This window comes from Streptomyces sp. NPDC043176 (assembly GCF_056436715.1).
In genome coordinates this window covers 316,365-341,464 of the sequence record NZ_JBWKCA010000005.1, presented here as the reverse complement: position 1 = coordinate 341,464, position 25,100 = coordinate 316,365, and the positions used below count along the sequence as shown (strand labels likewise).

21 protein-coding genes and 1 pseudogene are annotated in these 25,100 nt (G+C 65.6%); 16 read left to right on the top strand and 6 right to left on the bottom strand.

Annotated elements, in window-relative coordinates:
* Window positions 1–51: 51 nt before the first annotated feature.
* The 3 genes from AC067A_RS10865 to AC067A_RS10855 all read left to right on the top strand — a co-directional run bounded on the left by AC067A_RS10865 (window position 52) and on the right by AC067A_RS10855 (window position 2,200).
* On the top strand, window positions 52–225 hold the full coding sequence (locus AC067A_RS10865; protein ID WP_478617517.1) for a hypothetical protein: 174 nt from the start codon (window positions 52–54) through the stop codon (window positions 223–225).
* Window positions 226–370: 145 nt separating this feature from the next.
* Window positions 371–1,582, top strand: a complete 1,212-nt coding sequence (locus tag AC067A_RS10860) for a ParB/RepB/Spo0J family partition protein (RefSeq protein WP_478617514.1) — start codon at window positions 371–373, stop codon at window positions 1,580–1,582.
* 495 nt (window positions 1,583–2,077) lie between these two features.
* The gene (locus AC067A_RS10855) at window positions 2,078–2,200 is read left to right on the top strand and encodes a hypothetical protein (RefSeq protein WP_478617511.1); all 123 of its coding nucleotides are present in this window, start codon (window positions 2,078–2,080) and stop codon (window positions 2,198–2,200) included.
* A 55-nt stretch (window positions 2,201–2,255) separates the two neighbouring features.
* On the opposite strand, the gene AC067A_RS10850 is transcribed toward AC067A_RS10855, so the two are convergent.
* A complete protein-coding gene (locus AC067A_RS10850) occupies window positions 2,256–3,200 on the bottom strand; it encodes a DUF5677 domain-containing protein (RefSeq protein WP_478617510.1) in 945 nt (314 codons plus the stop codon).
* A gap of 84 nt (window positions 3,201–3,284) precedes the next feature.
* Here AC067A_RS10850 and AC067A_RS10845 point away from each other — a divergent pair, with 84 nt between their 5' ends.
* From AC067A_RS10845 to AC067A_RS10835, 3 genes are all read left to right on the top strand, one after another.
* Window positions 3,285–3,944 (top strand): ParB/RepB/Spo0J family partition protein, encoded by a 660-nt coding sequence (locus AC067A_RS10845; protein ID WP_478617508.1) that lies wholly within the window; start codon window positions 3,285–3,287, stop codon window positions 3,942–3,944.
* Window positions 3,941–5,386 carry a methyltransferase domain-containing protein gene (locus AC067A_RS10840; RefSeq protein WP_478617506.1) on the top strand — a complete coding sequence of 482 codons (1,446 nt, stop codon included), beginning with the start codon at window positions 3,941–3,943 and terminating at the stop codon, window positions 5,384–5,386. The genes AC067A_RS10845 and AC067A_RS10840 overlap by 4 nt, the downstream gene beginning before the upstream one ends.
* Window positions 5,387–5,479: 93 nt before the next feature.
* Window positions 5,480–5,917 (top strand): hypothetical protein, encoded by a 438-nt coding sequence (locus AC067A_RS10835; protein ID WP_478617504.1) that lies wholly within the window; start codon window positions 5,480–5,482, stop codon window positions 5,915–5,917.
* Window positions 5,918–6,226: 309 nt separating this feature from the next.
* Here AC067A_RS10835 and AC067A_RS10830 read toward each other — a convergent pair whose 3' ends face one another.
* Window positions 6,227–7,684 carry a hypothetical protein gene (locus AC067A_RS10830; protein WP_478617502.1) on the bottom strand — a complete coding sequence of 486 codons (1,458 nt, stop codon included), beginning with the start codon at window positions 7,682–7,684 and terminating at the stop codon, window positions 6,227–6,229.
* A 196-nt stretch (window positions 7,685–7,880) separates the two neighbouring features.
* Here AC067A_RS10830 and AC067A_RS10825 point away from each other — a divergent pair, with 196 nt between their 5' ends.
* The gene (locus AC067A_RS10825; protein ID WP_478617500.1) at window positions 7,881–8,225 is read left to right on the top strand and encodes a hypothetical protein; all 345 of its coding nucleotides are present in this window, start codon (window positions 7,881–7,883) and stop codon (window positions 8,223–8,225) included.
* A gap of 62 nt (window positions 8,226–8,287) precedes the next feature.
* Here the strand turns inward: AC067A_RS10825 and AC067A_RS10820 are convergent, their stop codons facing one another.
* On the bottom strand, window positions 8,288–8,452 hold the full coding sequence (locus tag AC067A_RS10820) for a hypothetical protein (protein ID WP_478617497.1): 165 nt from the start codon (window positions 8,450–8,452) through the stop codon (window positions 8,288–8,290).
* Between the two features lie 832 nt (window positions 8,453–9,284).
* On the opposite strand from AC067A_RS10820, the gene AC067A_RS10815 reads away from it, so the two are divergent.
* Together AC067A_RS10815 and AC067A_RS10810 are read left to right on the top strand one after the other, a co-directional pair.
* Window positions 9,285–9,821 (top strand): hypothetical protein, encoded by a 537-nt coding sequence (locus AC067A_RS10815; protein ID WP_478617495.1) that lies wholly within the window; start codon window positions 9,285–9,287, stop codon window positions 9,819–9,821.
* Window positions 9,818–11,356 (top strand): terminase large subunit domain-containing protein, encoded by a 1,539-nt coding sequence (locus tag AC067A_RS10810; RefSeq protein WP_478617493.1) that lies wholly within the window; start codon window positions 9,818–9,820, stop codon window positions 11,354–11,356. Before AC067A_RS10815 ends, AC067A_RS10810 begins: the two co-directional genes overlap by 4 nt.
* 315 nt (window positions 11,357–11,671) lie before the next feature.
* Here AC067A_RS10810 and AC067A_RS10805 read toward each other — a convergent pair whose 3' ends face one another.
* The gene (locus tag AC067A_RS10805; RefSeq protein WP_478617490.1) at window positions 11,672–12,355 is read right to left on the bottom strand and encodes an HNH endonuclease family protein; all 684 of its coding nucleotides are present in this window, start codon (window positions 12,353–12,355) and stop codon (window positions 11,672–11,674) included.
* A gap of 404 nt (window positions 12,356–12,759) precedes the next feature.
* On the opposite strand from AC067A_RS10805, the gene AC067A_RS10800 reads away from it, so the two are divergent.
* The 5 genes and pseudogenes from AC067A_RS10800 to AC067A_RS10780 all read left to right on the top strand — a co-directional run bounded on the left by AC067A_RS10800 (window position 12,760) and on the right by AC067A_RS10780 (window position 18,204).
* Window positions 12,760–13,647 (top strand): SUKH-4 family immunity protein, encoded by an 888-nt coding sequence (locus AC067A_RS10800; RefSeq protein ID WP_478617488.1) that lies wholly within the window; start codon window positions 12,760–12,762, stop codon window positions 13,645–13,647.
* A 215-nt stretch (window positions 13,648–13,862) separates the two neighbouring features.
* Entirely contained in the window at window positions 13,863–15,296 is a 1,434-nt protein-coding gene (locus AC067A_RS10795; protein WP_478617485.1) for a WD40 repeat domain-containing protein, read from the top strand.
* Between the two features lie 139 nt (window positions 15,297–15,435).
* Complete coding sequence (locus AC067A_RS10790; RefSeq protein WP_478617482.1) at window positions 15,436–16,977, top strand: WXG100-like domain-containing protein; 1,542 nt, start codon at window positions 15,436–15,438, stop codon at window positions 16,975–16,977.
* A gap of 13 nt (window positions 16,978–16,990) precedes the next feature.
* Window positions 16,991–17,560: an SUKH-4 family immunity protein gene (locus AC067A_RS10785; protein ID WP_478617479.1), complete on the top strand. Its 570-nt coding sequence runs from the start codon at window positions 16,991–16,993 to the stop codon at window positions 17,558–17,560.
* Window positions 17,561–17,651: 91 nt separating this feature from the next.
* A pseudogene (locus AC067A_RS10780) lies at window positions 17,652–18,204 on the top strand (SUKH-4 family immunity protein).
* 483 nt (window positions 18,205–18,687) lie between these two features.
* Here the strand turns inward: AC067A_RS10780 and AC067A_RS10775 are convergent.
* Window positions 18,688–19,089, bottom strand: a complete 402-nt coding sequence (locus tag AC067A_RS10775; protein WP_478617476.1) for a DUF4279 domain-containing protein — start codon at window positions 19,087–19,089, stop codon at window positions 18,688–18,690.
* 181 nt (window positions 19,090–19,270) lie between these two features.
* On the opposite strand from AC067A_RS10775, the gene AC067A_RS10770 reads away from it, so the two are divergent.
* Both AC067A_RS10770 and AC067A_RS10765 read left to right on the top strand, forming a co-directional pair.
* Entirely contained in the window at window positions 19,271–19,606 is a 336-nt protein-coding gene (locus tag AC067A_RS10770) for a helix-turn-helix domain-containing protein (protein ID WP_478617473.1), read from the top strand.
* A 114-nt stretch (window positions 19,607–19,720) separates the two neighbouring features.
* Window positions 19,721–20,581 (top strand): IS630 family transposase, encoded by an 861-nt coding sequence (locus AC067A_RS10765; RefSeq protein ID WP_478617470.1) that lies wholly within the window; start codon window positions 19,721–19,723, stop codon window positions 20,579–20,581.
* A 210-nt stretch (window positions 20,582–20,791) separates the two neighbouring features.
* On the opposite strand, the gene AC067A_RS10760 is transcribed toward AC067A_RS10765, so the two are convergent.
* Entirely contained in the window at window positions 20,792–24,691 is a 3,900-nt protein-coding gene (locus tag AC067A_RS10760; RefSeq protein ID WP_478617467.1) for a polymorphic toxin-type HINT domain-containing protein, read from the bottom strand.
* Between the last annotated feature and the right edge of the window lie 409 nt (window positions 24,692–25,100).

Sequence of the window (25,100 nt, the reverse complement as noted above, 5' to 3'; positions counted from 1 at the left end):
AATGGTTGGGCATGCCTGGGCGGTACGGCGTCACGACGCAAAGAGGTACGGGTGGGGATCGAAGTGGGGCGAGTGCTGGCTCGGCTGACGGAGTCCGGGGGTAAAGCGCATGTCGCCCTTGATGACGGGCTGGCGCGTGAGGTGCTGGGCGCGCTGGCGATCGTGGACGTCGAGGAGATCGATCGACAGGCGCGTCCGGGCGGGGTGGACGGCTGCGGGAAGTGAGGCGTGGGGCGTGAACCTTCAGGTTCGCGTCCCACGCCTCTGACCTGCGAAAACTTCGAAAATTTGTGGACTCTCGCCCTGAAGGCATATAGAATAAAAGCATGAAGGGGGGAGAGGCCCCACCCACTGACCTCTTGGAGACGACATGCCGCAGCACAAGTACCAGACCCTCAAGATGCGCCAGATCACCCGCAACGAGGGCCAGCCGCGCGAGACCTTCAACGAGGAGGCGCTGAACGAGCTGGCCGCCTCGATCAAGCAGCACGGTCTGATCCAGCCGGTCGTCGTCCGCAAGGTCGAGCAGGGCTACGAGCTCGTCGCCGGCGAGCGGCGCTTCCGCGCCAACGAGATCGCGGGCAACATCACCATCGAGGCCAAGATCCTCCTCGCCGACGGCGATGCCGGAATCAGCGACCTCGACTCTTTCAAGAAGGCCATGGCTGAGAACCTCAACCGCGAGGACATGCTCCCCCTGGAGGAGGCCCGCGGCTTCAAGCGGGTCCTGGACGATGAGCACGACGGCGACCCCGACATGGTGCCCGCGGTCGCCGAGACCTTCTCCAAGTCGGTCGCCTTCGTCACTCAGCGGCTGACCCTCCTCAACCTGCGCCCCGAGATCCAGGCCGCCGTGGACGCCAAGCACATCGGCACCCAGGCCGCCGTCCAGATCGCCGCGCTCTCGCCCGCCAACCAGAAGGCCGTCTTCGACGACTGGAGGAAGAGTGACAAGAGCGACAACCAGCTCCTCCACGTCGCGTACGCCATGCGGAAGCAGGAGAAGGCGGCGAAGCAGGACTCCATGGTCGACGTCGAGGAGCTGACCCCCGAGAAGAAGGCCGAGGTCAGCCGCGCCCAGGCCAAGACCAAGAGCGACCTCGACGCCATCGAGCGCATGTGTGCGCTGCTGGACGGCATCGCCAAGACCGACCCGATGGAGCTCGCCCGGATGCTGGAGGGTCAGGTCGGCAGGCGGCTGGAGCAGATCGACAGGGTCGCCGACTTCGTCCAGAAGGCCCGCTGGCGGCTCAAGCAGGCCAAGGCCCACGCCGACGCCAGCGAACTGATGGTCAGCCCCGACGCCGCTGCGCCGGACCTCGTCGGCGACGCGGCCGCCGCGCTCGCGCGACTGGAGCCCGCGGGCGACGACGCCCCCGAGCAGGTCGACGCCCCCGCACAGGACGAGCCCGCCGCGCCGGAGGAGCCCGCCGCGCCGGAGGAGGACCAGAACGTGGCCGCCGTCGAGACGAACGCCAGCCCGCGGCAGGAGAACGCGCAGGACGCCGAGACCGCCGTCGAGCCGGAGTGGGACGACGCCGACGTGAGTGCCGAGGCCGAGCCGGTCGACCTCGCCGCCTGACCCACCCGCCCAGGGGGCGGCTCGCCAGCGGGCCGCCCCTCAAAATAGATCCCAACGCTTAAGAGTGGTACGGTCTATCTCGTTGGAGGGAACGGCCACAGCCGAGGAACCGGCCCACCGACTGCCGTGGCATGCGGCATCCCCTCGGTGCCTGACGGGTGGCCAATCCCCCGCGCCCTACCCGTCAGGCACCGGCTCCGCACCGAAGCCACCTGCCGCACCACATCCACGCACGCGAGCAGACCCGCCCCGGCCCAGGCCGACGGCGGGTCCACTTGTACCCGGGAGTGCTATGACCTCGCAGGACTTTCGCGGCCACGCCGACGAGTACGACCTGTACCGCCGCCTCATCACAGAACGCGATGGCAGGCCAGCCGCGCCCATCTGCGACCACGGGCCCGACGCCTGCTGGAGCCGTGAGCCCGACCCGGACGCCGCCCGGCATCGAGCGGAACTCGAAGCAGCCCTCTACACGCGCATAGGAAGCAGAGCAGCATGAACGAGCAGCAGGCGACCGAGAAGAGCGAGCCCACCTCGCCCGTGCCCGGGGCAGTGTGGTGCAAGTCGTGTGACTCCTGGTGCTTGCCCTCCGGGATCTGCCGCTGCAACAACCGCTGATCCTGCGCGCACCGTAGCGAGCGCCACCTTGGCGCCCGCTACGGTGCGGGCGTCGTCAATCCGCCTGTCGGCTCCTCGCCGGCAGGGAGGTCACATCCACCGTCACTTGTTTCCTGCGCTGCGACACGCTCTCTTGGCCGAGCTCTACTCCTGACTGGCGCAGGCCTTCGAGCACGATCGAGGCCAAAGTCTGAGCGTCGGTCAGGTCATCAGCGGAGACCTGTACGCGAGTTGGTGCCTTGCGGGCCGGAAGCTGCTTCCCTGGTACCCGCTCGGGTGTGTGCGGGGGGCGACCGAAGAGTAGTTCGGCCCGGCTGATGAAGGGCTTTAGCGGGGCGCCGACCAAGAGCGGGTCCATCACCTTCGTGGCTTGGATGAGGCAGTACGCGGCGTGAGTCAGCTGAGCGTGGTCCGCCTGGGGCAGGCGAATGCTGATCACGCCGTCCTCTTCGCGCAGGAAGGCCTTCGAGCCGATCGCGGAGGGGTGTACGTCGGCAGACAACACCCGATAGGCAATATAGGTGTCCTTTTCGTCGTACAGCTGGGTGAGGCGCCGGAACGATGAGTACTCCGCCCGGAGGGGATGCTCGTCTCCCTTCGCTGGAAGTTCTGGAACGCTGACCCAGTCGGGCAGGTCCCATTCGGCCTCTCCCGCTTCCTTGATCAGTTGACGCTGGTTGTGCAGACCCTCCTCCTCCAATGCCTGGACGGTCTCAGGAGCGCCCTCCACCAGCCACTGCAGGGCGAGCGTGTGCTCGATGATCACCCGAGCAAGGGGTGAGGCTTCGCTCGTCATGTTGTTGTGGGCGAGCAGGGATACCCCGCGCGCCGTACGGGCGATCTTTCCCCACCAGCCGAAGCCCGCGAGGAAGGCGAGCTCATGTTCGGCCTTCACTTCCACGGTGCCACCCGCCACCGTGTCGAAGGCGTCGGCCAGTTCCTTGATCGTCAGATGTGCGGCAGCCAGCTCCGCTGCAGTCTTCTCGTCCCCTGCGCTCATGAAGTACAGGCTGGCAGACAGTCGTCGACCGTCTAGGCTGGATTTCTGGTAGGGCGCGGGGAACGGCCTACACAGAGGACGCCCGTGACCGCGCTCGCTAACATCCCCGAACAGCTTCTCCCGCTCGCCGTCCCCATCTCGGAGCTGACGCCCTACTACCGCAACCCCCGCACGGGCGACCTTCCGGCTATCGCCGAGTCTCTGACTGTGAACGGCCAGTACCGGGCCGTCGTCGTCAACAAGGGCACGCACACCGGCCGATCGAACGAGATCCTGGCGGGCAACCACACCGTCGCCGCCGCGCAGCAGCTCGGCTGGGAGCAGATCGCCGCCACCTGGGTCGACGTCGACGACGAGGCCGCCGCGCGCATCGTCGTGGTCGACAACCGGACCAACGACCTCGCCGGCTACGACACCGCCCTGCTCGCCGAAGTCCTCTCCGAGATCCCCGACCTCGGGGGAACCGGCTACGACCGCGAGAGCGTCGACCGCCTCCTCGACGACACCTCCCTGCCCGAGACTCTGGAGCTCACCTCCGACGGCGCGGGCACTGGCGCGGTTGCCACCGTCGACTACCTCCAGTGGGGCTACCTCCAGTGGGAGTCCAAGCGCGTCCGGATCACCTCCGAAGAGGTCGAAGCCCTGAACGCCATCTACACGAAGTTCGTGGACGACACCAACAGCGACATGGGCTTCGGGTGGCACGTCCTCCAGCAGGCCCACCAGGAGGACGAGACCGCATGAGTAAGGCGCCCACCACCACGTTCCACGAGGCGTACCCGCTCGACCAGCTCCGCCCCGCCGACTACAACCCGCGCCGCCTCAGCGAGAGCGCCTTCATCCGGCTCCAGGCATCCCTGCGCCGGCACGGCGTCGTCAAGCCGGTCATCCTCAACGCCGACGGCACCCTGGTCGCCGGTCACCAGAGAACCAAGGGACTCAAGGCGATCGGCCTCACCCACACGCCCGCGGTCATGCTCGGCACCAAGGTCCGCCTTCAGGACGAGATCCAGTTCAACCTCCTCCACAACCGCGTCGAGACCGAAGCCAGCGTCGTCTACGCCGACCCCGGCGAGCTCGGCACCTGGTCGTGGATCCCGTGGCAATCCATCCGCGTTGCCGAACGCAAGAACCTCTCCTTCGTCAACGCCATCGGACACATGACCGCCGGCCACGGCCCCTGGGGCAGCGTCGTCATCGACGACCAGGGCCGCATCGTCCTCAACGCGGAGTACGCCGTCGTCGCCGCTATCAACCGCTTCGACCTCCTCGCCTGGACCGTCCCCTCGTCCGAGGCCGCGCAGCTCCACGCCGACCTAACCGGCGAGTACGGCGTCTACGACTGGACCGCCATTGAGGGCAAGGCACCTGTGTGGAACCAGCACATCGTCCAGCCCAAGCGGCTCCGGCAGTTCTCTTCCAAGGCCAAGGCCGGGAAGCTCGCCTATGGCTCGGAGACCTGGGACCAGCTCGTCACCCCCTGGCTCAAGCCCAGCCACCGCGTAGTCGACTTCGGCGCTGGGTACGGCGACTACGCCAAGCACCTGCGGGCCAAGGGCTTCAACATCCACGACTACGAGCCCTACCGCTGCAAGGACGGCTCGTACGCCGTCGACATCCGGGCCGTCGTTGGCATGCTCCGCGACATCGGCCAGGACATACAGGCCAACGGCCTGTACGACGTCGTCGTCCTCGACTCCGTCATCAACGCGACCACCAGCCTTGACTACCAGCACTGGGTGCTGGCCACCGTCAACGCCCTGTGCGCGGCCGACGGTGTCGTCTGCCTCGGCACCCGCAGCCTTGGCCGGGAACTCCGCGACGAGCAGGCCAAGCGAGTCACCTCGCAGACGGCCACCACGAAGATGAGCTTCCTTGACGAGAACAACGTCGAGATGAACTTCGTCAAGGGTAAGTGGCAGAAGCTCCGCTTCCACACCCCCGAAAGCCTCGAACCCCTGCTCCGGCGCTACTTCGAGGACGTCAAGGTCACCGACCTCAGCGGGTCCAACCTCAAGGCCACCTGCCGTCGCCCTATCCCCCTCCCGAAAGAGGAGTACGAAAGGGCCTTTGAGGAGGAATTCAACATGCCTTACCCGAATGGCTTCCGGCATGATAGGCATCTGGAATTGGTGGGAAATTTGATAAAATTGGTTATAGAGAGGAATAATTCTCTCGGGAATTGAGAATCCAGTGGGGAATTCATGTCGGAACGGATAAGGGTGGGAATCGAGTCGCGCTCTCTGTACCACATCATGTGGCTCGCCGGAGTGCGACACGTGGCCCTCGACCAGCACTGCCTGCGGGCCTTTGGGCAGCCGGACCGCCCGCGGGTCGACCCGAAGCGCCGGCATCAGCTCGTCGAGCTGCCGGCGGCTAACCAGCCGCTCGCCTGGTACCTGTGCGCGCTGCCCAACTCCTGGAGGTGGAGCGACAACGCCCATCTCGCCTTCGAGGCCGCGCCGGGGGAGGACTGGGAAGGGTCTGCCCTCGTCCCCGGCCTCCACGTCCGGCTGGAGAACGCTCGCCCCATCACCGGATGGGGCGAGCGTGACATCCCCGTTACCGAGCCCCGGCGCAACTCCGCTCGCTTCCGGACCTGCCGTAACTACCAGTTCGCCTGGTGGCTGAGGCAGAACCGCGCCGCGCCAGAAGTGCAAGCTGCATCCATGGCGAAACGGCGGGGTGAGGGGCAGCAGCAAATCCCGCTAATGTGAGCGACAGGGCTTGCAACTCGTTCTGTTGCAGGCCCTACGTCGGTGGGCAGCGTCACATGGTGACTTCCGGCCCCACGGTCGCAGAGTCTGCGGGGTTGGCCGTTGAGGCTGGCGCCTCGCTCCACAACGGGCTCTCGTGGCCAGTGCTTAGAAGCTTTATTGCCAGCGCCCTGCCCTGGTCGCTGAGGCCATCATCCGGCCAAGCCTGTCGTCCGTCCAAGGTTTGCACCCACATGAACCTGTCTTCGCCTTGGCCGTCGATACGTTGAGGCACGATAGGCCTCCTCTCTACTGACCACACTCCCACGTTCACTCGTCCTGCGAAAGACCAGGAGGTGCTTGTCCCGCCGCCCGAGCCGCGACTACCTTCCGTTTAGCCCTGGAGACACCCCGTAGTAGTGGCGGAATCGAGACGATGGCCAGAATGCTGCACTGGGCCCAAAGTAGCCCGACGAACCACGATTCCATTCCGCTTATAGTCTCTGCGCAGAAGAGTACTAGCACCGATGCGAGGCACACAATCGGAATGCACCACGATATCGCGCGCAGTCCACTGAGCATTTTGTCTTCCAGGGCGTGCGGTTTGGATGATGACTTCGCGAGGACCGTTATCGCCGCTGCCCCCACCGCGAGGAATATCGTGGTCAGAACTACGATCAGGTTCAGAGGCTGAGCGAGTGGTCCTGGGGTTGGTGGAGATTTGGCTGCTATGAGGTCTCCGACTTGACGCTGTGCGATCAAAATCAGGGAAAGCACTGCCAAGCCGATTGCAAGGGTTGCGGACACCCATCCAGTAAGCTTTGACCTGAGTCGTAGTTCAAGGTGATAGTCGCGTCCCAGAGGGAAGTTGTGGGCGGCCATGTGGAATCCGTGGCCGCCCAAGTAGCCGATGTGCGGCTTGGTTGGCGCAGGCCGTAGCCCCGGGGAGGAGGGGTCGATTAGCACGCCCGTCGGTGACCAAAATTCGAAGTGGTAACTGCTGGGGTCTCCTGCTGGGACGGGGACCTCAAATCGCCATGGCTCCCATCCGATTAGCCGCATCCCACCTCGCCAGGGCTTGCCCCGTGCCGTCTCCCATTTATGGCCGACGTCGCAATCCAGTTTGATGATGGCTTCAGTGCCAGGCGGTCCAGGGGTAAGGACGCACAGTAGGTGACTTTCAGCTAGAACTTTCACGCAGAGCCTAAATACCTCGGTGGCTGCGGAGTTCGGGTCACCGAACAGCTGCATCAGCTGATTTTGGTTGAGGCCCCAGCCAGTTTCACGCATTTCTTCATAAATGGAGCTTCCGTCGCGCGGTAGTGAAGTAGTAATGCGCCGGAAAGCCGACGTCAATCCATCTGGTAGGCCGTTGCCAAGCCAAGGCGTCTTCGGTATGGGGCTGTCCAGGAGTTTCTCGGTGAGGAGGGTTAGAAAATTGAACTCGAGAACACCGCATTCCTTGCTCGTTAGGCGCGGCACCGGTCGACCTTCCGAGTCGTATAGGTGGAACCGGTAAGAAAGCCCAGCCTTATCCAGTACCATCAGGGGTATCAAGCAACGCTGTTCCCCGTTTACCTCGGTGAGTGCCGGCGCATACTCGGGAACCGTTAGGTGGAACCCTATATTCTGCCGTATGGTGTCGGTGTCGACGAATTCAAAGGTGTCGACTCTCCTGTGGATCCACGCGGGTCGCGTAAGCCAGAGGAGCCCCACTCGGCGCCCGACGTCTGGGTTGTAGAAATCGGACCTACTGGACATCGTCATTCCCATAGGGATGCTGTTCATGGGATTCCTCTAAATCCCCCAAATGTTGCAATGTGTGAATCATGAAACGCCACTAGGTGACGATGCATGAAAAACGGCCCACTTCCAGACTGGCCACGCCAGATCGCGAGCGCAACCCGAATGCTTGACTCATCTCACGGATGACATCATGAAGCCCAGGGCGCGGGGGCGCACCCGAGCTATGGAGGACCCCGACGTGGGACGCCCCCACAAGGTTCAGCGTGCGGCGATCGCGCGCCGCCGCTTGGACGCCGTCGACCTCCGCCTCGCCGGCGTGGACTGGCTGACGATCGCCCGCAAGCTCGCCGCCGACCCCGCCGTCAACAGCGACGGCATCGCCTACCCGCAGGGGTACGGCATCAAGCGGTACACGAAGAACCGAAACCCGCCGAGCGATGAGGCCCTGATTCAGGCGGGCCGCCGGGACGTTCGTCAGGACGTCGCTGGTCGTGCCAAGCTGGACGACGACGTCGATGAGCTCCGCGCGAACCACGGCGCCGATGCGCCGCCGGGTCCCGCCCAGAAGACCCGGCGAGGGTGAGCAAATGGCACTGATGCGACACGAGAGCCCGCGCCTCAGAATCCTGAGGCGCGGGCGCGCCGTCAGTCGTGGTTGCGGAACCGACGAATAGCCTCACGAATCCGCTCGGCGACCTCGACCAAGGTCACGACCAGCTGCTCAAACTCGGTGGCAAGCTTGGTGACGGCCCAGAACGTGAGGCTGAGGGCCCCCGCGAGTGCGAGTGCCCAGATGATGTACGCGTCCACTGACGCACCTTTCGAGACGGGATGCTGCCCCGCCTCGAACCTCAGGCAGGGCAGGGAGTTGGAGTGGGCGAAGGCACGAAGCCCACTCCAGGTGCGCGTGGCACGGTTGATGCGGCAAGGCGTGCCACGCCGCACGGGGCGTTAGCCCGGTGAACCGGCTCGCGTCCGGCCGGGATCGGCTGGACGCCGAGAAGAGAGGCGAGGTACAGCAGAGCCAGTGCAGCGACCGCACGCCAGGCCGCTTCAAGGGAGGCCAACTGCTCCGAGCAGTAGTCCCTGTCGTCGTACCGCGCGAACTCGTACCCACCTGAGATCAAACCGGACCTGATAGATGGCGTAGCTTCACGACCGGAGTGATCGAGCGGCGGCACTTTGGGCTCGGCGGACAACCACGCTGGCTCACCCATAGACCAGCGGAGTCGCACAGGAGCGACGACGATCTCCTGGAAAGCCCGATGGACTTTTCGGGCATCCCAATGGTCAGCGAACCGCGCGGCCACCATGGCCACTTCGAGAGCCTGGAGGACTGCGGTCTTCCCGGAGGAGTTCGTTGCGACTTGGAGAGCCTGGAGGAGCGCGGTCTTCCCGGAGGAGTTCGTTCCGACCAGGACTCCCTGCGGTTCAATCGGCTTGCGGTCGAGGATCCGCGCATTGATGAACTCGGGCACCACCCCCATGGGGGTGTACCTGTACGGCGCTTGGGGACCGTCCGCTGAGTCAATGCGCACGAGGAAAGGCTAGCGGTAGCCCCGAGGCGTCGTGGCCGGTTCGGCAGGATGAGGGATCATGAGTTTGGGCGCGGGGGCGCACCCGAGCTGTGAAGGACCCCGACGTGGGACGCCCCGACAAGGCCGCGCGTGCGGCCATCGCGCGCCGCCGCTCGGACGCCATCGACCTCCGCCTCGCCGGCGTGGACTGGCTGACGATCGCCCGCAAGCTCGCCGCCGACCCCGCCGTCAACAGCGACGGCATCGCCTACCCGCAGGGGTACGGCATCGACCGGTACCGAAAGAAGCAGGACCCGCCGAGCGACGAGGCCCTGATCCACGCCGCGTGCCGCGACGTCCGCCAGGCCCTCGCCGACCGGCGCGCCGAGCTCGCCGACGACGTCGACGAACTTCGGGCCCTGGAAGCCGACCGGCTCGACCGGCTGTTCTTCGTCGCCTACAAGAAGGCCGTCCGCGACCAGGACCTCGCGGCCGTCGACCGCACCCTGCGGATCATGGAGCGCCGTGCCCGGCTTCTCGGGCTCGACATGCCCGTCCGCACCGAGCTGTCCGGCCCGGACGGCGGACCGGTCCAGGTCGAGACCGCGACCGTGGACGAGCTGGAGAAGCTGATCGCGCTGACCGACCCGGACACCGAATGAGGGCCCGGGACACCGCGAGCGTCGTCGCCCGCTACAAGACGCTGCCACCGGCGCAGCGCCGCTCCATAGCCCGGTCCGCCTCCCCGGAGCTCCGGGCCGAGCTCGTTCGCGCCGAACGGCAGCTCGCGATGGACCGCTCCCCGGGGGCGCTCGCCGCCGTGCTCACCGGCGGCCGCGAGACGCAGGCCCCTCATCTCGACCTGATCGACCAGGCGTTCATCGACATGGCCGAGGGCCGGTGCGATCGCGTCATGCTCACCATGCCCCCGCGGCATGGCAAGAGCCGACGCGCCTCGCGCTGGGCGCCGCTGTGGTATCTGCGGCGCAACCCCGGCCACCGCCTGATGATCGCGAGCTACTCCGCCGACCTCGCCGACGACCACGGCCGGTGGATCCGAGACGCCATCCTCACCTGGGGCGACGACCTCGGCCTCCAGCTCAAGCCCGGCAGCCAGGCCGCCAACCGCTTCGACATCGTCGGCGGCGAAGGCGGACTCCTCGCGGCGGGCCTCGTCGGCGGCCTGACCGGACGCGGCGCGCACATCGCCATCGTCGACGACCCGGTCAAGGACATGGCGGACGCCGACTCCCCGACCATGCGAAGGCGGGCCTGGGACTGGTGGACCTCCGTCATCCAGACCCGACTCGAACCCACCGGCGCCATCTGCCTGATCCAGACCCGCTGGCATGAAGACGACCTCGCCGGACGCATCCTCGCCACCGAACGCGACGCCTGGCGGGTCATCGACCTCCCCGCCATCGCCGACAGCCCGAACGACCCCCTAGGCCGCGCACCCGGGGAGGCCCTGTGGCCCGAACGCTTCGACACCGCCCACCACGCCAAGACTCGCAAGCGCGTCGGCGAACGCGTGTGGGGCGCCTTATATATGCAGAAGCCCCGCCCGCCCGAGGGTGGCGTGTGGCAGCGCGACTGGATCGACAACGCCCGCATCAACGCCGTCCAGTTCTCCGGCCTCGACATGGCGCGCATCATCGTCGCCGTCGACCCCGCCGGCGGAGAAAGCACCGTCGGCGACGAGACCGGCATCGTCGGCGTCGCCCGCGACTTCGACCGGCAGCTCTACGTCCTCGCCGACCGGTCCGGATCGATGGGCGCCAACGACTGGGGCCTGACCGCCTGCCGCCTGGCCCTGGAGCTCAAGGCCGACGCCATCGTGGTGGAGAAGAACTACGGCGGAGACATGGCGAAACAGGTGGTCACCCAGGCATGGGAGCAGCTGCGCAGGGACAGCGTCACCAAGGGCCTGCTCATGCCGATGATCCTGGAGGTCACGGCGAAGGTCGGCAAACGACTGCGCGCCGCACCGGTGGCCCAGCTATACGAGCAGCAGCTTGTACACCACGTCGGCGAGTACACCGATTTGGAGGACCAGATGGTCACCTGGGTCGAAGGCATGGACAGCCCTGACCGCATGGACGCTGCCGTGCACGGCCTCACCGAACTCGCCGACCCCGACCAGCTTGACACCCTCCCGCCAGGCTCCGACGACGACCGCTTCGACGGACGAAGATGATGGTGGCGAACAGCTCTAGGTCCGTCATGTCCTCCTCGGTGATCGGGATGTCATCTTCCACGCGACGGCCCTCGGCAGCATTCTTATCGTCATCTATGCCGAGGCGGGTTGAGTGCGCCTTGTCACCCGCACCAGGGCCGGGTCACTCGTCCGCGTGGTGAAATGCCTCCGCCGGGGGACGAGACACCAACGATGCCCCGCCCGGCCGCTACGGTGAACCGTGGGAGGTCGGGCCGACTGGTCGTTGATCCGCCTCCCACGTGCCGCCCGTACCGGTGACCCCGGTCACGGGCGGCACAATGCGTTCCCGGAGTCCTACGGAGCCGGGGTGTAGTGGACGACGGTCGTCTCGCACGGGCCGCCGGCGTAGACATTGATGGCGTCGATCTCGCTCCGGTCGGCGGCAAGGCCCCAGCGGAGTTTGGTCGCGGTCCACTCGGCGAGGTAGCGGCAGGTGGCGTTCGGGGCCGGCGGCATCCAGGTGGCCGGGTCCTGGTCGGCCTTCTGGCGGTTGGTGCGCGCGGTCACGGCGACGAGGCTGGTGGCCGCGTCCTGGTCGTTGGCGTAGGCCTCGCGCCGCTTGGCGTCCCAGGCGGAGGCGCCTGAGTCCCAGGCCTCGGCGAGGGGGACCATGTGGTCGATGTCGAGCTTCGCCGGGTCGGTGACTTCCTGCTCGTCGTAGTACGACAGCCACTCGCCCTCGCCGATCTTGCAGCCGGCCGCGACCGACGGCGCCTCGGTCGCCTCGGCCAGGAGGACCTCGGCGCGGGTGTTGCAGCCGTCGGCGGGGTCGAGTCCGGTGTTCCAGTGGCGGAATTTGGTCCGGCTGTAGCCGGCCCGGCTCTCCTCGGCGACCGGGATCTGGCCGATCGCATAGGAGAGCGGGAAGGTCTGCGCGGAAGCCGAGGCGGCCGGGGCGGCATGGGCCGAGGCCGGGACGGCGAGCGGGGTCAGGGCAAGGGAGAGCGCGGCGAAGCCGCGGACAATGTTCTTGATCACGAACGCAGACATACAGGCCCCGGCCTGGCGTCGGGTGGGTGTGTCGCGTGCAGATCAGCCGGGTGGGCGAAGCGGTTCACCGCAGAAACGTGCCAGCGTCCGCGGTCAGGAGCACTCGGATCTCGGCTTATCGTCGAGCTGCCTGAGAAGCGAGCGCCCCTGTGTGCGGGCGTCTCCCGGGAGCGACATCACCGGGGCCTGGATGAAGGGCTCGCCTTCTATCGCCCGACCGTTGCCAAAGGCCGGGGTGCCGGTGACTGAAACCGGGTCGCACGCGGAAACGACCGGATGGGGAGCCGAGCCAACGACCGCCCGTGGAGCTCGGTAAGGGCTGCGAGTGGTCCGTCGACCGGGGCTATGGTCGTGTGTGACGATTCTTTGCCTGTTTATACTGCGAGGTTCCCATGTCGCCTTCCGTTCCGGAGCGCCACGACGAGTTGGCCCAGCACTTCGGCCGTGAGGGTCTTCGTCGTTTCGAGCGGGCGAGCGTGCTCGGAGCGCGACTGCCTGACACGGCTCAGGCCTTCCTGCAGGAAACCGGCGTGCCTCGGGGTGTGGCCCGCTACTTCAGGGCTTCGGGCGACCAGGACCCGGTGACACTTGGAGTTGTGGCTGTGCGCTCCTCGTTGCCGAGGCCGCATGAGGCGATGGAGGACTGGCCGCGTATCGGCGGTGACGGTCTGGCGCACTTGTGTGTGCGTCCTGACGGTGCTGTTCAGGCGGTGTTCCTGCAGGATGTCGCGGAAGACATGTTCGTCAACACGGATGTGCCTAGGCTGAGTGCGGCTCTGCTGGCACTGGATCGTGCGCTGCCGTTGATGGCGGTGGCTTCAGGGCTGGCAGAAGCTGCGGGGGCCCTGCGTGATCTGAATGCGGAGCTGCGTCGGATCGATCCTGTCGCGTTCGAGGAGCGGGAGTCGTGGTGGCCGCGGGTTTTGGACGATCTGCGGCACACACTGAACTTTCCGTTCTCCGCTGCGTTCGAGTACGTCGATGCCGCGGGTGCGAAGCAGGTGGTCACGGATGTCACCGGGCCCGGCCGGGCACACCCGGAGGAGATCATCTGGCGTGACTTGTCCGCTCAGGGTGTGAAGCCGGAGCAGGTGGTTCGCATTCATTGCGAGCTGGAGCCGTGTCTCATGCCCGGTCACTACTGTGCTGTCTGGATGCAGGAGACGTTTCCTCGGGCGCGGTTCACTCACAGCTTCGACTACGGAAGTTCCGCTGAATCCCGCGAAGAGGGCATCAAGGAACTGATCGTCCACGCTGCCGGACAGGCGGGGCGCGGTTGATGCGCTGGGACCGGCCTGCCGCGGGGAGGGAGCCGGCGGCAGCGGCGCTGTTGGGCTGGCTGGCCGACCCGCATGCTCCTCGTCTGTGTCTGGTGTCCGGATCACAAGGGTGTGGGAAGTCGGGGCTGCTGGCCTGGCTCGTGCATCACGGCACGCAGAGCGGTACGGCGCCGGAGCGCGCCGTACATGCTGTCGTTCCCTCGGAGGGAAGGAGCGTGCGGGGCACCGTGTGGTCGCTTGCCGACCAGCTCGGCGTGGTGGCCCGGTCACCGGCTGAGCTGGTGGCGGCCCTGGCCCGTGACCCGCGGCGCACGGTGATCGTGCTGCCTGATCTTCACGAAGCGGAGGTGGCCGAGCTGGTCCTGGACCTGGCCCGTGTGGAGCATGCTCGGCTGATCGTGGAGTCCCGGACGACCAGCGGCGCATATCAGCGTATAGCCGGGAGTAGCTGCGCGGAGCTGGATCTGGATCTGGAGCAGTGGCGGGACCAGGAGCGTTTCCAGCAGTGGCGGGCGTCGCTGTCCGAGGAAACGGAGGTCATCGCGTCCTCGGTTCAGGGGGAAGACGTGGAGCTGTCCGACCCGGTGGCTGTCTGCCAGGCCGATCCGTGGATGGTCACCGCCGCCTACGAGAAGGACCAGGCCGGTGAGCACGGCGGGCTGCGGGCAGCATGGCTGCGGGCGGGGCAGGCCTTGTGTAGGGAACCGTCTCCGGCGTCCCGAGCTTTGATCCTGCTCAGTGTTCTGGGGGATCGTGCGGATCCCCGGTATGCCCCCGCCTTGCAAGGGCTGGCTGATGGTGCTGCTTGGGATCTCGAGTGGAGTCGCGCCCGAGGGGATATGGCACCGCCCTGGCCAGGGCCTGTCACCGCGCTGGCGACGGGCAGGGGCCCCCTGGCCGGCTGCCTCCTGGTGGCCGGAGTCGACGGCACGGTGCGGACGGTGCAGAGCGCGGATGCGGCGGCGCACGGTCGTGTGACCCTGACAGAGGGTCGGCCTGGGGCACTGGCGGCCTTGGCGGACGGCACGGTGGTGCACCTCGATGAGCACGGTCGTCTCCAGCTGGAGTCGGCCTGGGCTGTGAGACCGGAGCGTTCAGGGATTGCAGGGCTCCTCGATGACAGTCCCGCCAGTGCCCAGCGCCTGGCAGACATGCTGCGGGGGCACAGAGGCACGAGCCTTGCCTATGCCGAGAGCGTCGGCCTGGGCACGGTAATTCTGGGGGACGGCACTGGTGCGGTGCGGGCCTTCGGTGACATCACCGATTCGGTGTTCTTGCATGAGGGGGCGGTGACCGCTCTGGCGGCTGTCACCCTCCCCGTGCAAGACGAGGTGACAACTGTGCCGCTCGTCTACAGCGGCGGGCAGGACGGCACTGTCCGGGCGTGGTCTCCTGGCAGCAGGCCCATGGCGGGGACGCTCATGCGGCGGTCGTGTCCGGTGGTGGCCATGGATGCCGCATGGACCACGAGCGGGCCGGCGGCTGTGGTGGCGTGGGCCGACGGGCTGGTGGAGTGGATCGACTGGGAAACCGGTGCGCAGCAAACGTTCAGGCCGGGTCCGCCGGTTCGCGCGGTGGCCTTCGAGGCAAGTGGCCGGGTCTTCGTCGGCATGGACGAGGCTCTGACCTGCCTCGCCCCGAGGCAATAAGCGTTGCGGCGGTCATTCCGCGTCATGCCGAAGCGGAGCTGACCGGTTTTGCCATGTCCTCACACCAGCAAAGTTGACGGAGGTTCAGTCGACGTGGAGGGTGGGGAGGTTGGCATGGGGACGGGGGTAACCGATGGGTATGACGCTGCCTGACGACCTGGTCGATGTTCTCGACCTGGTGGGCGTCGACTGGCCGCAGATCGATGAGGACGAAGTCAAGGCATCGGCCAAGGACTTCCAGAAACTGGCCGAGGGCATCCGCGACGCTGTCAAGGAGGGCAACGACGCCTGCTCTCACATCGTTGCAGGCAAGAGCAAGGGCGACACGGTCAAGGCCATCGACCGTCGCTGGGGCAAGCTCACTACGAGGGACCTGTCGACCTTCGCCAAGGGCTGCGACGACCTGGGCGGCGCGCTCGACGACTGCGCTGACCTCATCGTCACCTGCAAGGTCGCCATCATCGCCAAACTGTCCGCGACGGCAGCTACCGCCGCGGCGGGCGTCGTCGGCATGTTCTTCACCGCCGGACTCAGCGGACTGCTGTCCGCGGCAGCTATCGCCGCCGCCCGACTGATCATCCAGGAAGCCATCGACTACGCCATCGAGCAGATCACCTCGATCGTCACCGACAAGATCGAGGGCAAGATCCTCGCCGAGATCGAGAAGCTGTTCTCCGACCAGCTCGGCGGCGGTGGCACCTACGACGTGATGGCATCGGGCAGCGCGGACATGGCTCAGGACCTCGTCATCGAGTTCGCCGAGTTCGAGCTGGCGGCGGGCGGCTATCAGAAGACGGCCACCAACTTCGACAAGAAGAAGGGCGAGTTCAAGACCGGCGGCGCCGGCCGCAAGTCCTCGGTGAAGAAGGACAGCAGGTTCCACAAGCTCGCCACCGTCATGGACAAGGCCGAGGACGCGGTCGACAAGAAGGCCGACGAGATGGTCAAGACTCTCGAGGACCACGGCGGCAAGATCGACAAGAGCAAGGGCAGCCACAAGGACCACGACGACGACGTCAAGGACAAGTTCAAGAAGTGCGACGGCGATGACGACGACGTCCCGATGTACTTGCTGAACGCCGACGGGTCAGTGAAGGTCCTGCACTACGACGGCACCACCAGCAGCGTCTCCAAGGCCGACAGTTCCGGCATCTGGGACATCATGGAGAAGGACGGCACCGTCTGGCGGCCTGCTCCCCGCGAGAAGCACGATTTCAACCTGCCCGCCGGCCGTAAGGGCCCCAGGGTCACCTCGACGAAGATCGACCCGGGAAGCACGGACCTGTCCCGCGCCACAGAGATCGCACGCTATGCCAAGCAGGACTACACCGGCTCCAACTTCGCCGCCGGCCGGTACATCGACCCCGAGACCGGCAAAGAGATGATCCTCGTCGGTGACAGCGAAGGCCCCCACTCCGAACGCACCCTCGGCTACCCACTGCTCAAGCACGGCAAAGAGGCCAACCTCGCCGCCGTCTACACCGAACGCGAGCCATGCCAGCTCTCTCCCAAGTGCGACCAATGGCTAGACCTCCACTTCAAATCGAAGAACCCTGACCTGGAAGTTAGCCACGCCAACACTTATGACCAGTCGGAGAAGAACCTCTACAAGCGCGACAAGGAGCATCGCGACTACATGGCAGAATTGGAGAAACGCCACAAAGCCCAAGGTCACCCATAAGAAAGGCTGAACCGTGCTGATCGACATCCGGGCCGACCAGGTTCTGAGCACGTTCGGGCTCACCGGCGTCACCTATTTCCCCCGCCCCACCAGGAGCCACATGCACTCAGGTACGGCCAGGTTCCTGGCCACCGTGGGTCTGCCGTCGAGCAAGCTGTTCTCCACCAAACTCGACCTCGACTCCCCCGACCAGCTCGGGTACCGACCCTCCCTACAGGCCACCTTCGACACAGATGGCGCCGTCCTCCCCGCGGGGGCCGAGCAGTGGGAGGTCCTCGGGGAGTTCCAGTACGCCACCGTCACTCTCGACCCCCAGACCGGCCAGATCTACTCGTTCGCCGAAGGCGAGGAGTTCTACGTCCCCATGCACCAGGACGTCTCCTCGCTCGTCCACACCCTCACTGTGGTTGAGGCTGGTCTCGCCGAGTTCAAGAGGCTCGCCCGTGACGACGACCAGGGACGCGCGGAAGCCGTAGAGACTCTCCGCGAGAGCATCACCCGGGTCGACGAGACACCGTTTGCCAGCGAGGACGGCGAATGGAGCAGGTTCTTTGAAGAGGTTGCCCTCGGCATGTGGGGCTGACGCGCTCACTGCGGCAGACCGCCGTCTTCCGGTGTGAGCGGTTCCAAAAGCTGCACGGGGCACAAGTGATCGGATCAAGGGCGGCAGGGCAATGCACTTCACTGTGACTCCCCAGGGTGTGACCAGCCTCTACGGGCTGGACGGCGTCACCTACCTCCCGTGCAGCGGGATCGCCGGCTTCGACGCGCGCACCGCCAGCTTCCTGAGCACCGTCGGACTCCCGACCTCCGAGCTGTTCACCTCGCGCACGAACATCGAGGACCCCTACGGCCCGGACGTGGACGCCATCACGCTCGGCAGCCGGTTCGACCACTACGGCCTCCAGTGCCCCCTCGAAAGCCGCTCCTGGTGGAGCCTGGGATACCTGTTCACCTCACTGCTCGCACTCGACCCGAAGTCCGGCAAGATTTATGCCTTCCCCAAGGTGCGGTTGACTACATCGAGCTCCACCGCGACATTAGTCACTTGTCTTCGCTCTCATCGAACTCAGGAAGGTCGAGGACGACCACGAGAACGATGCCGACCCCGAGGAACTCGCCGCCCGGTTCCGCGAAGTCGTCGAAGCTTTCGACCCCACACCGTTTGAGGACGAGGAGTCTCATTGGAACCTGTCCCTTGAGGAACTGGAGCAAGGCATTTGGTAAAGATCGGATAGCTGAGAGGTGATTGCCTCAATAGTGGTGAGCCTTTTCTGACCTCACGCCTCGGCGTGAGGTCAGAAAAGGCTCACTGGGTGGGGGCACCGGTCGTACTGCGTCCCGCTGAAGTTTTCCACTTGCTCGGGGGCTACGGTGGGAACTGCTCACATCTCACCGCGGCCAGCCAGCTCTTGCTTTGGCCGCCGAAGAAGACGTAAATGCGGACCTGATACCCCGCGAAAAGGAGATCCTGCGGCCCGTTGCCTGCCACGTATAGCCAGGCGACGAAGGACGAATGCGGGGCCGAACAGAATGTTCCTGTCCGGCCCCGCTGGTATGCGATAATTCTTCGCATTCGACGGTCGTACGGTATGGCGTAGTGCCGAGATGGTCTAGGGTTAACCCCCGAGGGAGCTCTGAAAGCGGCCATCACGCTAAGCAGTTATGTTCTCGCCCTTAAGGGCTTTCCCATAGCTGTAACCCCGGCCATTATTCGGCGTACTGATCCACATCCAACAGTGCGCCGATTCTGGCCAAGAGCCGGAGCTCCTGGGGTCCGATACCGAAACCGGATTCGTGCGGATCTTCCTTGGATACCCATTGGACAAGTGCAAGGCGGATAAAGCTTCCCTGCTGCGAGAGTTCAGTCAATCCACTCTCCAGGCGAAGGATCCTGGGCCAGAGCCGCTCCAGAGCGAGCCCGATGTACTCATCCCGGGCGACGTCCTCTCGAATTTCCCGGGTGCTGACTTTGAGGGAGCGCCCGGGGTTCAATCCGATGTCGCCCTTTCGACGGAAACGATCCGGGCCCATTCCGACAATCTCTGAGATTTCGTCCACAGAGAGGTCATCAGATTCAACCGAGAGGATTGCCGACCGCTTTCGGCCCATTCTCAACAACTCCAATACACGCCACTCTTGTGCAGCAGGGTAGGAATGTAGGTTTTTTGATCCTGTGGCATGAGGAAGAGGTACCCAGTTCTCTTGTCCACGTAGATGTCGTAGTGCGAGATCACCCTGTCGCGGGCCTTATTGATCCGAAACGGTTTGGGTTCCGGGTCGTTGGGTGGGTATGAGCGATCTGGTGGGTGACGCACGGCATCTGTCGCCGTTGGCGCAGGAGGCCTTGCGGCTGCGGGCGGTGGCCGCGCTGGTAACGGGACGGAACCGTGAGGACGTGGCGGCGGTCTTCAAAGTGTCGCTGAAGGCGGTCGACATCTGGTGGGCGAAGTGGCAGGCCGACGGGCGGGAGGCGCTGGTGATGCGTCCGCGTGGCAAGCCGGTCGGGGTGCACCAGGCGCTCGGGGAGGCCGAGCAGGCAGCGGTGCGGCGGCGGTGCTCGATCACCGGCCCTGTGACGTGGGGCTTTCCGGCCAGTTGTGGACACGGCGGCTGGTGGGCGAGCTGATCGCGAAGCTGTACCGGGTGCGGCTCCGAGGTGGGGGTGGGCAAATACCTGAAGCGGTAGGGACTGTCCTTCCAACGCCCGGACAAACGGGCCGTCGAGCAGGATCCCGAGGCTGTGGCGCGCTGGCATCAGAAGACGTGGCCAGAGATCCGCGCGAAGATGAAGGCCGACGGCGGGGAGATCCTCTTCGCCGACCAGGTCGGCATCCGCTCCGACCAAGCCACCGGCCGTACCTGGGGCGAGAAGGGGAAGACACCCGTGGTGTGGCGGAGCGGGAACCGGTTCTCGGTGAACGCGATGTCGGCGATCAGCACCAAGGGCCGGATGCACTTCATGGTCTTCACCGAGAGCTTCACCGCCGAGGTGATGTGCCGATTCCTTCAGCGGATCGCCGGCCACTTCGGCCACAAGGTCCATCTCGTGGTCGACGGCCACTCCGCCCACCGCTCCAAGAAGGTCCGCGACTGGCTCGCCGCCCATCCCGATGACGTCGAGCTGCGCTTCCTGCCGCCGTATTCGCCCGAGCTGAACCCCGACGAGCTGCTGGTCAACGCGGATCTCAAGCACAGCCTGCCCAAGCAGCACCGAACTCGCGACCAGGCCGAACTCGCCGCCGAAACCCGCCGCTTCTTCCGCAGACGACAGCGACAGCCCGCATGTCCGCTACATCCTCGACGAGAACCCCATGTGTTTCTGATCAATAGATCAGTTCAGCGTCTCCCGCCGCGCGTCGTCCAGTTCGGCTGCCCGCATAGCCATCTCATGAAGGTGCGTGAAGTAGCGGTTCGCAGCCTCGTCGTCGTTTATCAGTGGAAGAATATCACCAAGCCTCGCGATGCGAGTACGCAAAATTTCACGACGCTCTCCATCAAGTGGGCCTTTAAGGGCTGCCGAGACACAGCCGGCGAGGGCGGAGTCCATGGACACCATGCACTCACCTGCGGGCTCTATATTATAGAAATCACCCGGAAATGAAAGGCGACTGAAATCTCCCCACAACTTCCACAGCTCTTCCAGGGATGCTTCACTCATGCTTGACCATCACTCCCACACTCAAACAAAAACACTTCCGTTAGTTCATGGCCCCACCGGGGTCCGACTGATTTTCCATCAGACCCCAGCGCAGCAATCACTCGAACGAAAGTATCACGGCGGCTAACTGAACTCCAGCTTAACGCCAGGGAATCAGCTATACCAGAAGGAGACCAACTTCCTATCTGGCCCTAGAATCCCACCCGGACCGCCGTTTGGGTCCGTATACTTAACCCCCCATTTCCCGCCTCCGAAATCCATTCGCGTCGCATTGTAACGCTTTCCGGGAATTGCCGCTTGCCATTCACGAGCATCCCTCATATACTCCTCAGGGGATTTACCGTGCGGCATTCCGTGCTTCCCGTAATGATACTTGAACGTATCAGCAGGCGTATCGAATGTTCCCGGATTCCAGAATTCATCAATTTCCTGCGAACATACATCATTGTGCACCAGAACCGGAACGCGACCCGCCAAGACGAAATATGTATGCAGGTCCGCAACCGTCAAGTTATACGCTGGTTGCAGCTGCTTCCAATGCGCGATCTTGGAGATCTCCACCGATCTGCCATCTACTCCTTGCAGAATGTCTCCGGCAGTCAGCTCTCCCGCGTCGGTCCAGTTCTGACCCGCCTTGTTCCAGAAAGGATGATGGTCGGTAACGGCCAGAACATCTCCCTTCACTGCGCTCCGAAGGGTGATCCCCGTGAAATCACGGTCGTCCGGCGTGTAGATCGTGGCTACGACGCGGCGTGATCCAGAATCCCCCGAGAGTGGGTCAGCGGAGTGCACCAGGTCACCGACACGCACCTGCTCGATGGGCCGCGAAGACCCATCTGCCATGAGCACCCGGGTTCCGGCAGGAAAGCTGTGCTTCGGGCTGCAGGGACTGCGCTTAAAGAGGTTACCGATCGTCTCGAAGATTTCGCCGACCGCCCCGCCGTACTTCCCCGACCACCGCGCGCCCTTGAACGGTGCGGCGAGCCAGCCTGCGATCGGAGCCATGGATGCACAGGAGAGAAGTGCGTCCTTCCATGCGTCCTCCGCGCCGAGCCCGTACTTGTTAAGGCCGGTCTCGACTCCGTAGGCGATGCAGTTGGCGGCATCGGCGGGCTCACCGATGCCGGGTACCAGGCCTAGCTCGTCAAGCCTTAGATGGATGAAGTCCTTCACGCTCATACCTGGCGGAATTTCGTTGCCAATGATCGCCTGCAGCAACGCGAGAGCCTCGGATGATCCACCGGCCTCCGCGTCAAACTTGAGCGTGGTCTCATGTTCGGCCAGCTTCTGGTCCAGCAGTGCCTGCTGCTCTGCACTGTAACGCTCGGTCTGGTACCGGATAACCGTCGAACGGTACTTGATGAAGGCGTCGGAGGCACTCTCGCCAGCGTTGAGGGAGGACTGGCGGGCCTGTTCCGCTGCCTGGAAGGCACTCGCTGCATATCCCTGGGCCGCGCTGTAGCTGGCCTCGGCGGATATCGCCGCGTTCCTGGCCTTGCGGGCGCTGCTGGCGGCGGCGGCTTCGGCTTTTTGAGCGGCGGTGGCGGAGGCGGCCGCGGCGCGGGCTGAGTCGCTGGCGCGGTTGGCGGCCGCCAGGGCCCTGGCTGCGTGGGCGGCCGCCTGTTCGGCGGAGTCTTCGGCTTTCTGTGCCTGGCCTGCGGCGAGATCCGCGTGGCCCTGGGCCGTTTCGGCGGCCGCAGCAGCTTCGTAGGCGGACTTGTAGGCCAGGGCGGCGTTGGCGCTGGCCGTGGCAATCAGGCCTTGGATCTGTTCCACGTGGGTGGTGTTGAGCTGGTCTCGCCGGGTGGCCTTGTGCCGGCCGGAGGTGATGAAGGTGATCAGATCGGTGTCGGGGCCGGCGAGTGCGGCTTCGGCCGCTGCTTTGACTTCTGGCGTTCCGCCTTCGGCGAGCCCGGCCGCCTCGACGCGGTAGTCCTCGATGCGTGCCTGATGCTGGCCCTGAGTCAGGAACGTGTCGAGGGCTTTGGGGTCAGGGTCATTGAGTGCGGTCTGGGCGGCTTCCTTGACTCCCACACCGCCGACCTCGGCAAGGCCGGCGACCTGAATCCGGTTGTCGGGGGCTGCGGCCTGGTACTGGCCGACCGTGAGGAAACTGTGGATTTGAGCCGGGGTTCCAGAGAGCGCCGTGGTCGCTGCGCCTCGGACGTCTTCGTAGGGAGACTGAGTGGCGAGGACGTTAATGGCTTCTCGCTCGTCCTCTTCCTCGGCCTGCTTCCAGCTAGTACGCGCGTAGGCGAGGACAGCGTTGTCGTCGCCGGCCAGGGCGGCCTCGGCGGCAGCGCGGCTCCAGGGACCGCGGATCTGCAGCGCGACCATCGCCATCTTGCGACCGTTGTCGGCGATCTGCCCGGGATCAGCGTCCGGCTGGGCGGCCTGGGTCGCGAGGGCCTCGAAGTCGGCCTGAAGCTTGAGGGCTTCCGCCTTGATTTTGCCGATCTCGGCCTTGGTCGCGTCAGCGGCCGCCTTGGCGTCGCGGGCCTCGTTGACCAGCAAGGCCTTACGGGTGGTGATCTCGTCGGCCTCGCCCTTGCGGGTGGTGGCCTGGATCTCTTCGGCCTTGGTGACCGCGGCGGTTGCCGCCTGGGCGGCCTTCAGCGCCTCAGCTGCGTTGATCTTCGCCTGGTCGGCTGCGGCCTGGGTATCGCCCGCGTGTTGGTTCGCGTTGCGTGCCGCCTCGGCGGCCTTGCGTGCATGGGCGGCCGAGGAGCGGGCGGCATCGCGGGCCTGGATCGCAGCCTCGATGGCGTCGTCCGCATGGGCCTGCGCCGCGAGGGAAGCCCGTCGTGCTTCCGCGGCGTGCCGCTGCGCAGCGGCAGCTGCCGCCTTGGCCTGGTCTGCGTGGGCGCCGGCCTGGGCCGCGTAGCCTGCGGCCTCGTTGGCGCTTGCCGCAGCCGCGTTCATGTCGTCGATGGACGCGAGAGACGCCGTCAGCGCGTCCCTCGCCGCCTTCGCCGTCTTCAGCATCGCGTCAAGGGTGTTGGCGATCTTCTCCGCGTCCGTGGCGGCGTTCAGCGCGTCAGTGGCTGCCTGCTCGTTGACCTTGCCGGATGCTGCGGCCGACCATGCGTTGCTGGCTGCCTGGGAGGCGCGCTGGGCGGCGGCGGAGGCATTGGCAGCGGCGGTGATCGCGGTCTGTGAGGCGGCGTTGGCGGCGCGAGCCGCGGAGATGGCTGCCTTCGCTGCCTCGGCGGCGCGCCGGGAGGACTCCGCAGCGCGGCGGGCGGCGTCCTCGGCCTTGTCCGCGTCATTCTTCGCCGCGAGGGTCTCGGCGGCCGCTGTCGCGGCCTCCTTCTTCGCCAGGCCAGCGGCAGTCTCGGCCTTCTTTGCCTGCGCCTCGGCGCTCACCTTGGCTTTGTCAGCGGCTGCGGCAGCGTCCGTGGTCTGCTTGGCCAGGTCGCTGATGCTGGCGTGTTCCTGGTCCTGGGCGCGGGTGATGTGCTGACCGTATGCGAGGAAGTCCCGTACCTCGTCGATGCCCGCGTTGAGTGCGGCGGCGGCGGCCCGCTTGGTGGCAGGGCCTCCCTCCGCTTCGATCTGCGCGACGCGGACCCGAGCGTCGTCGTCGCGGCGCTTGAACTGGCCTTCGTTCAGGAAGGCGCGGACGTCGTCGATGGTTCCGTTCATCGCGGCGTCGCCGGCCTCGCGGACACCCACTCCACCGGCTTCGGTGGCACGTGCCGCAGCCACGCGCTCGTCATCCTCAAGTGGCCGCTTCCAGCCGTCCTTCATGAAGGCGGCTAGCTCTAGCGGGGTTCCCTTGAGGGCGTTGGCCGCGGCCTCGCTCACCCCAGGGCCGGCCTCGGTGACAAGTGTGAGGGCTGCTTCCCTCAGATCTAGGTCCTCCGCTACCTTCTGGCCCTCGTCCAGGAACTGCCTGACTTGTTCATCAGTGCCCGTGAGAGCAGTCTCGGCTGAAGCCCTGACCGCCGGGCCCCCGGACTTCCACGACTGCAGCACCTGAGCACGGTCGGATACCGGCGGCACCATTGGGTCTTCGGCGCCGGCCGGTGTCGCCGAGATGAGGGTGGCCACAAGGGCCAGGGGCAGCAGCCCGCGAGCCGACCTTCCGGCCACCCACCGTCCGCTCCCCTGAAGCCGATGGCCTATGTGTTGACGCACTGTTCTAGTTCCTTCGATGGTCTGCAAACGCCGAGAAGCACGTGCGGGCTCCAGGCAGTGGTAGCTAGTTTGATTTGCGGCAGCGCATGCCAAACGGTCCTGCCGCCCTCTGTCGTTCGGCACCCCAGGCCGAAGGCGGCAGGACCGAACCAGGGTTCTCCAACCCATCGCGGTCCTATTGCGATCCGGACAGCAGACCTGTCTGCGACATAGAAGGTTGTACACCTGCAGCCAGTCGTGACCCTATCGTGACCTGCAACTTTTCAGCGTGACCCACTAAGTGGACCCGGATCCTCCGCTGTCGGATCCTGTGGCTATATTG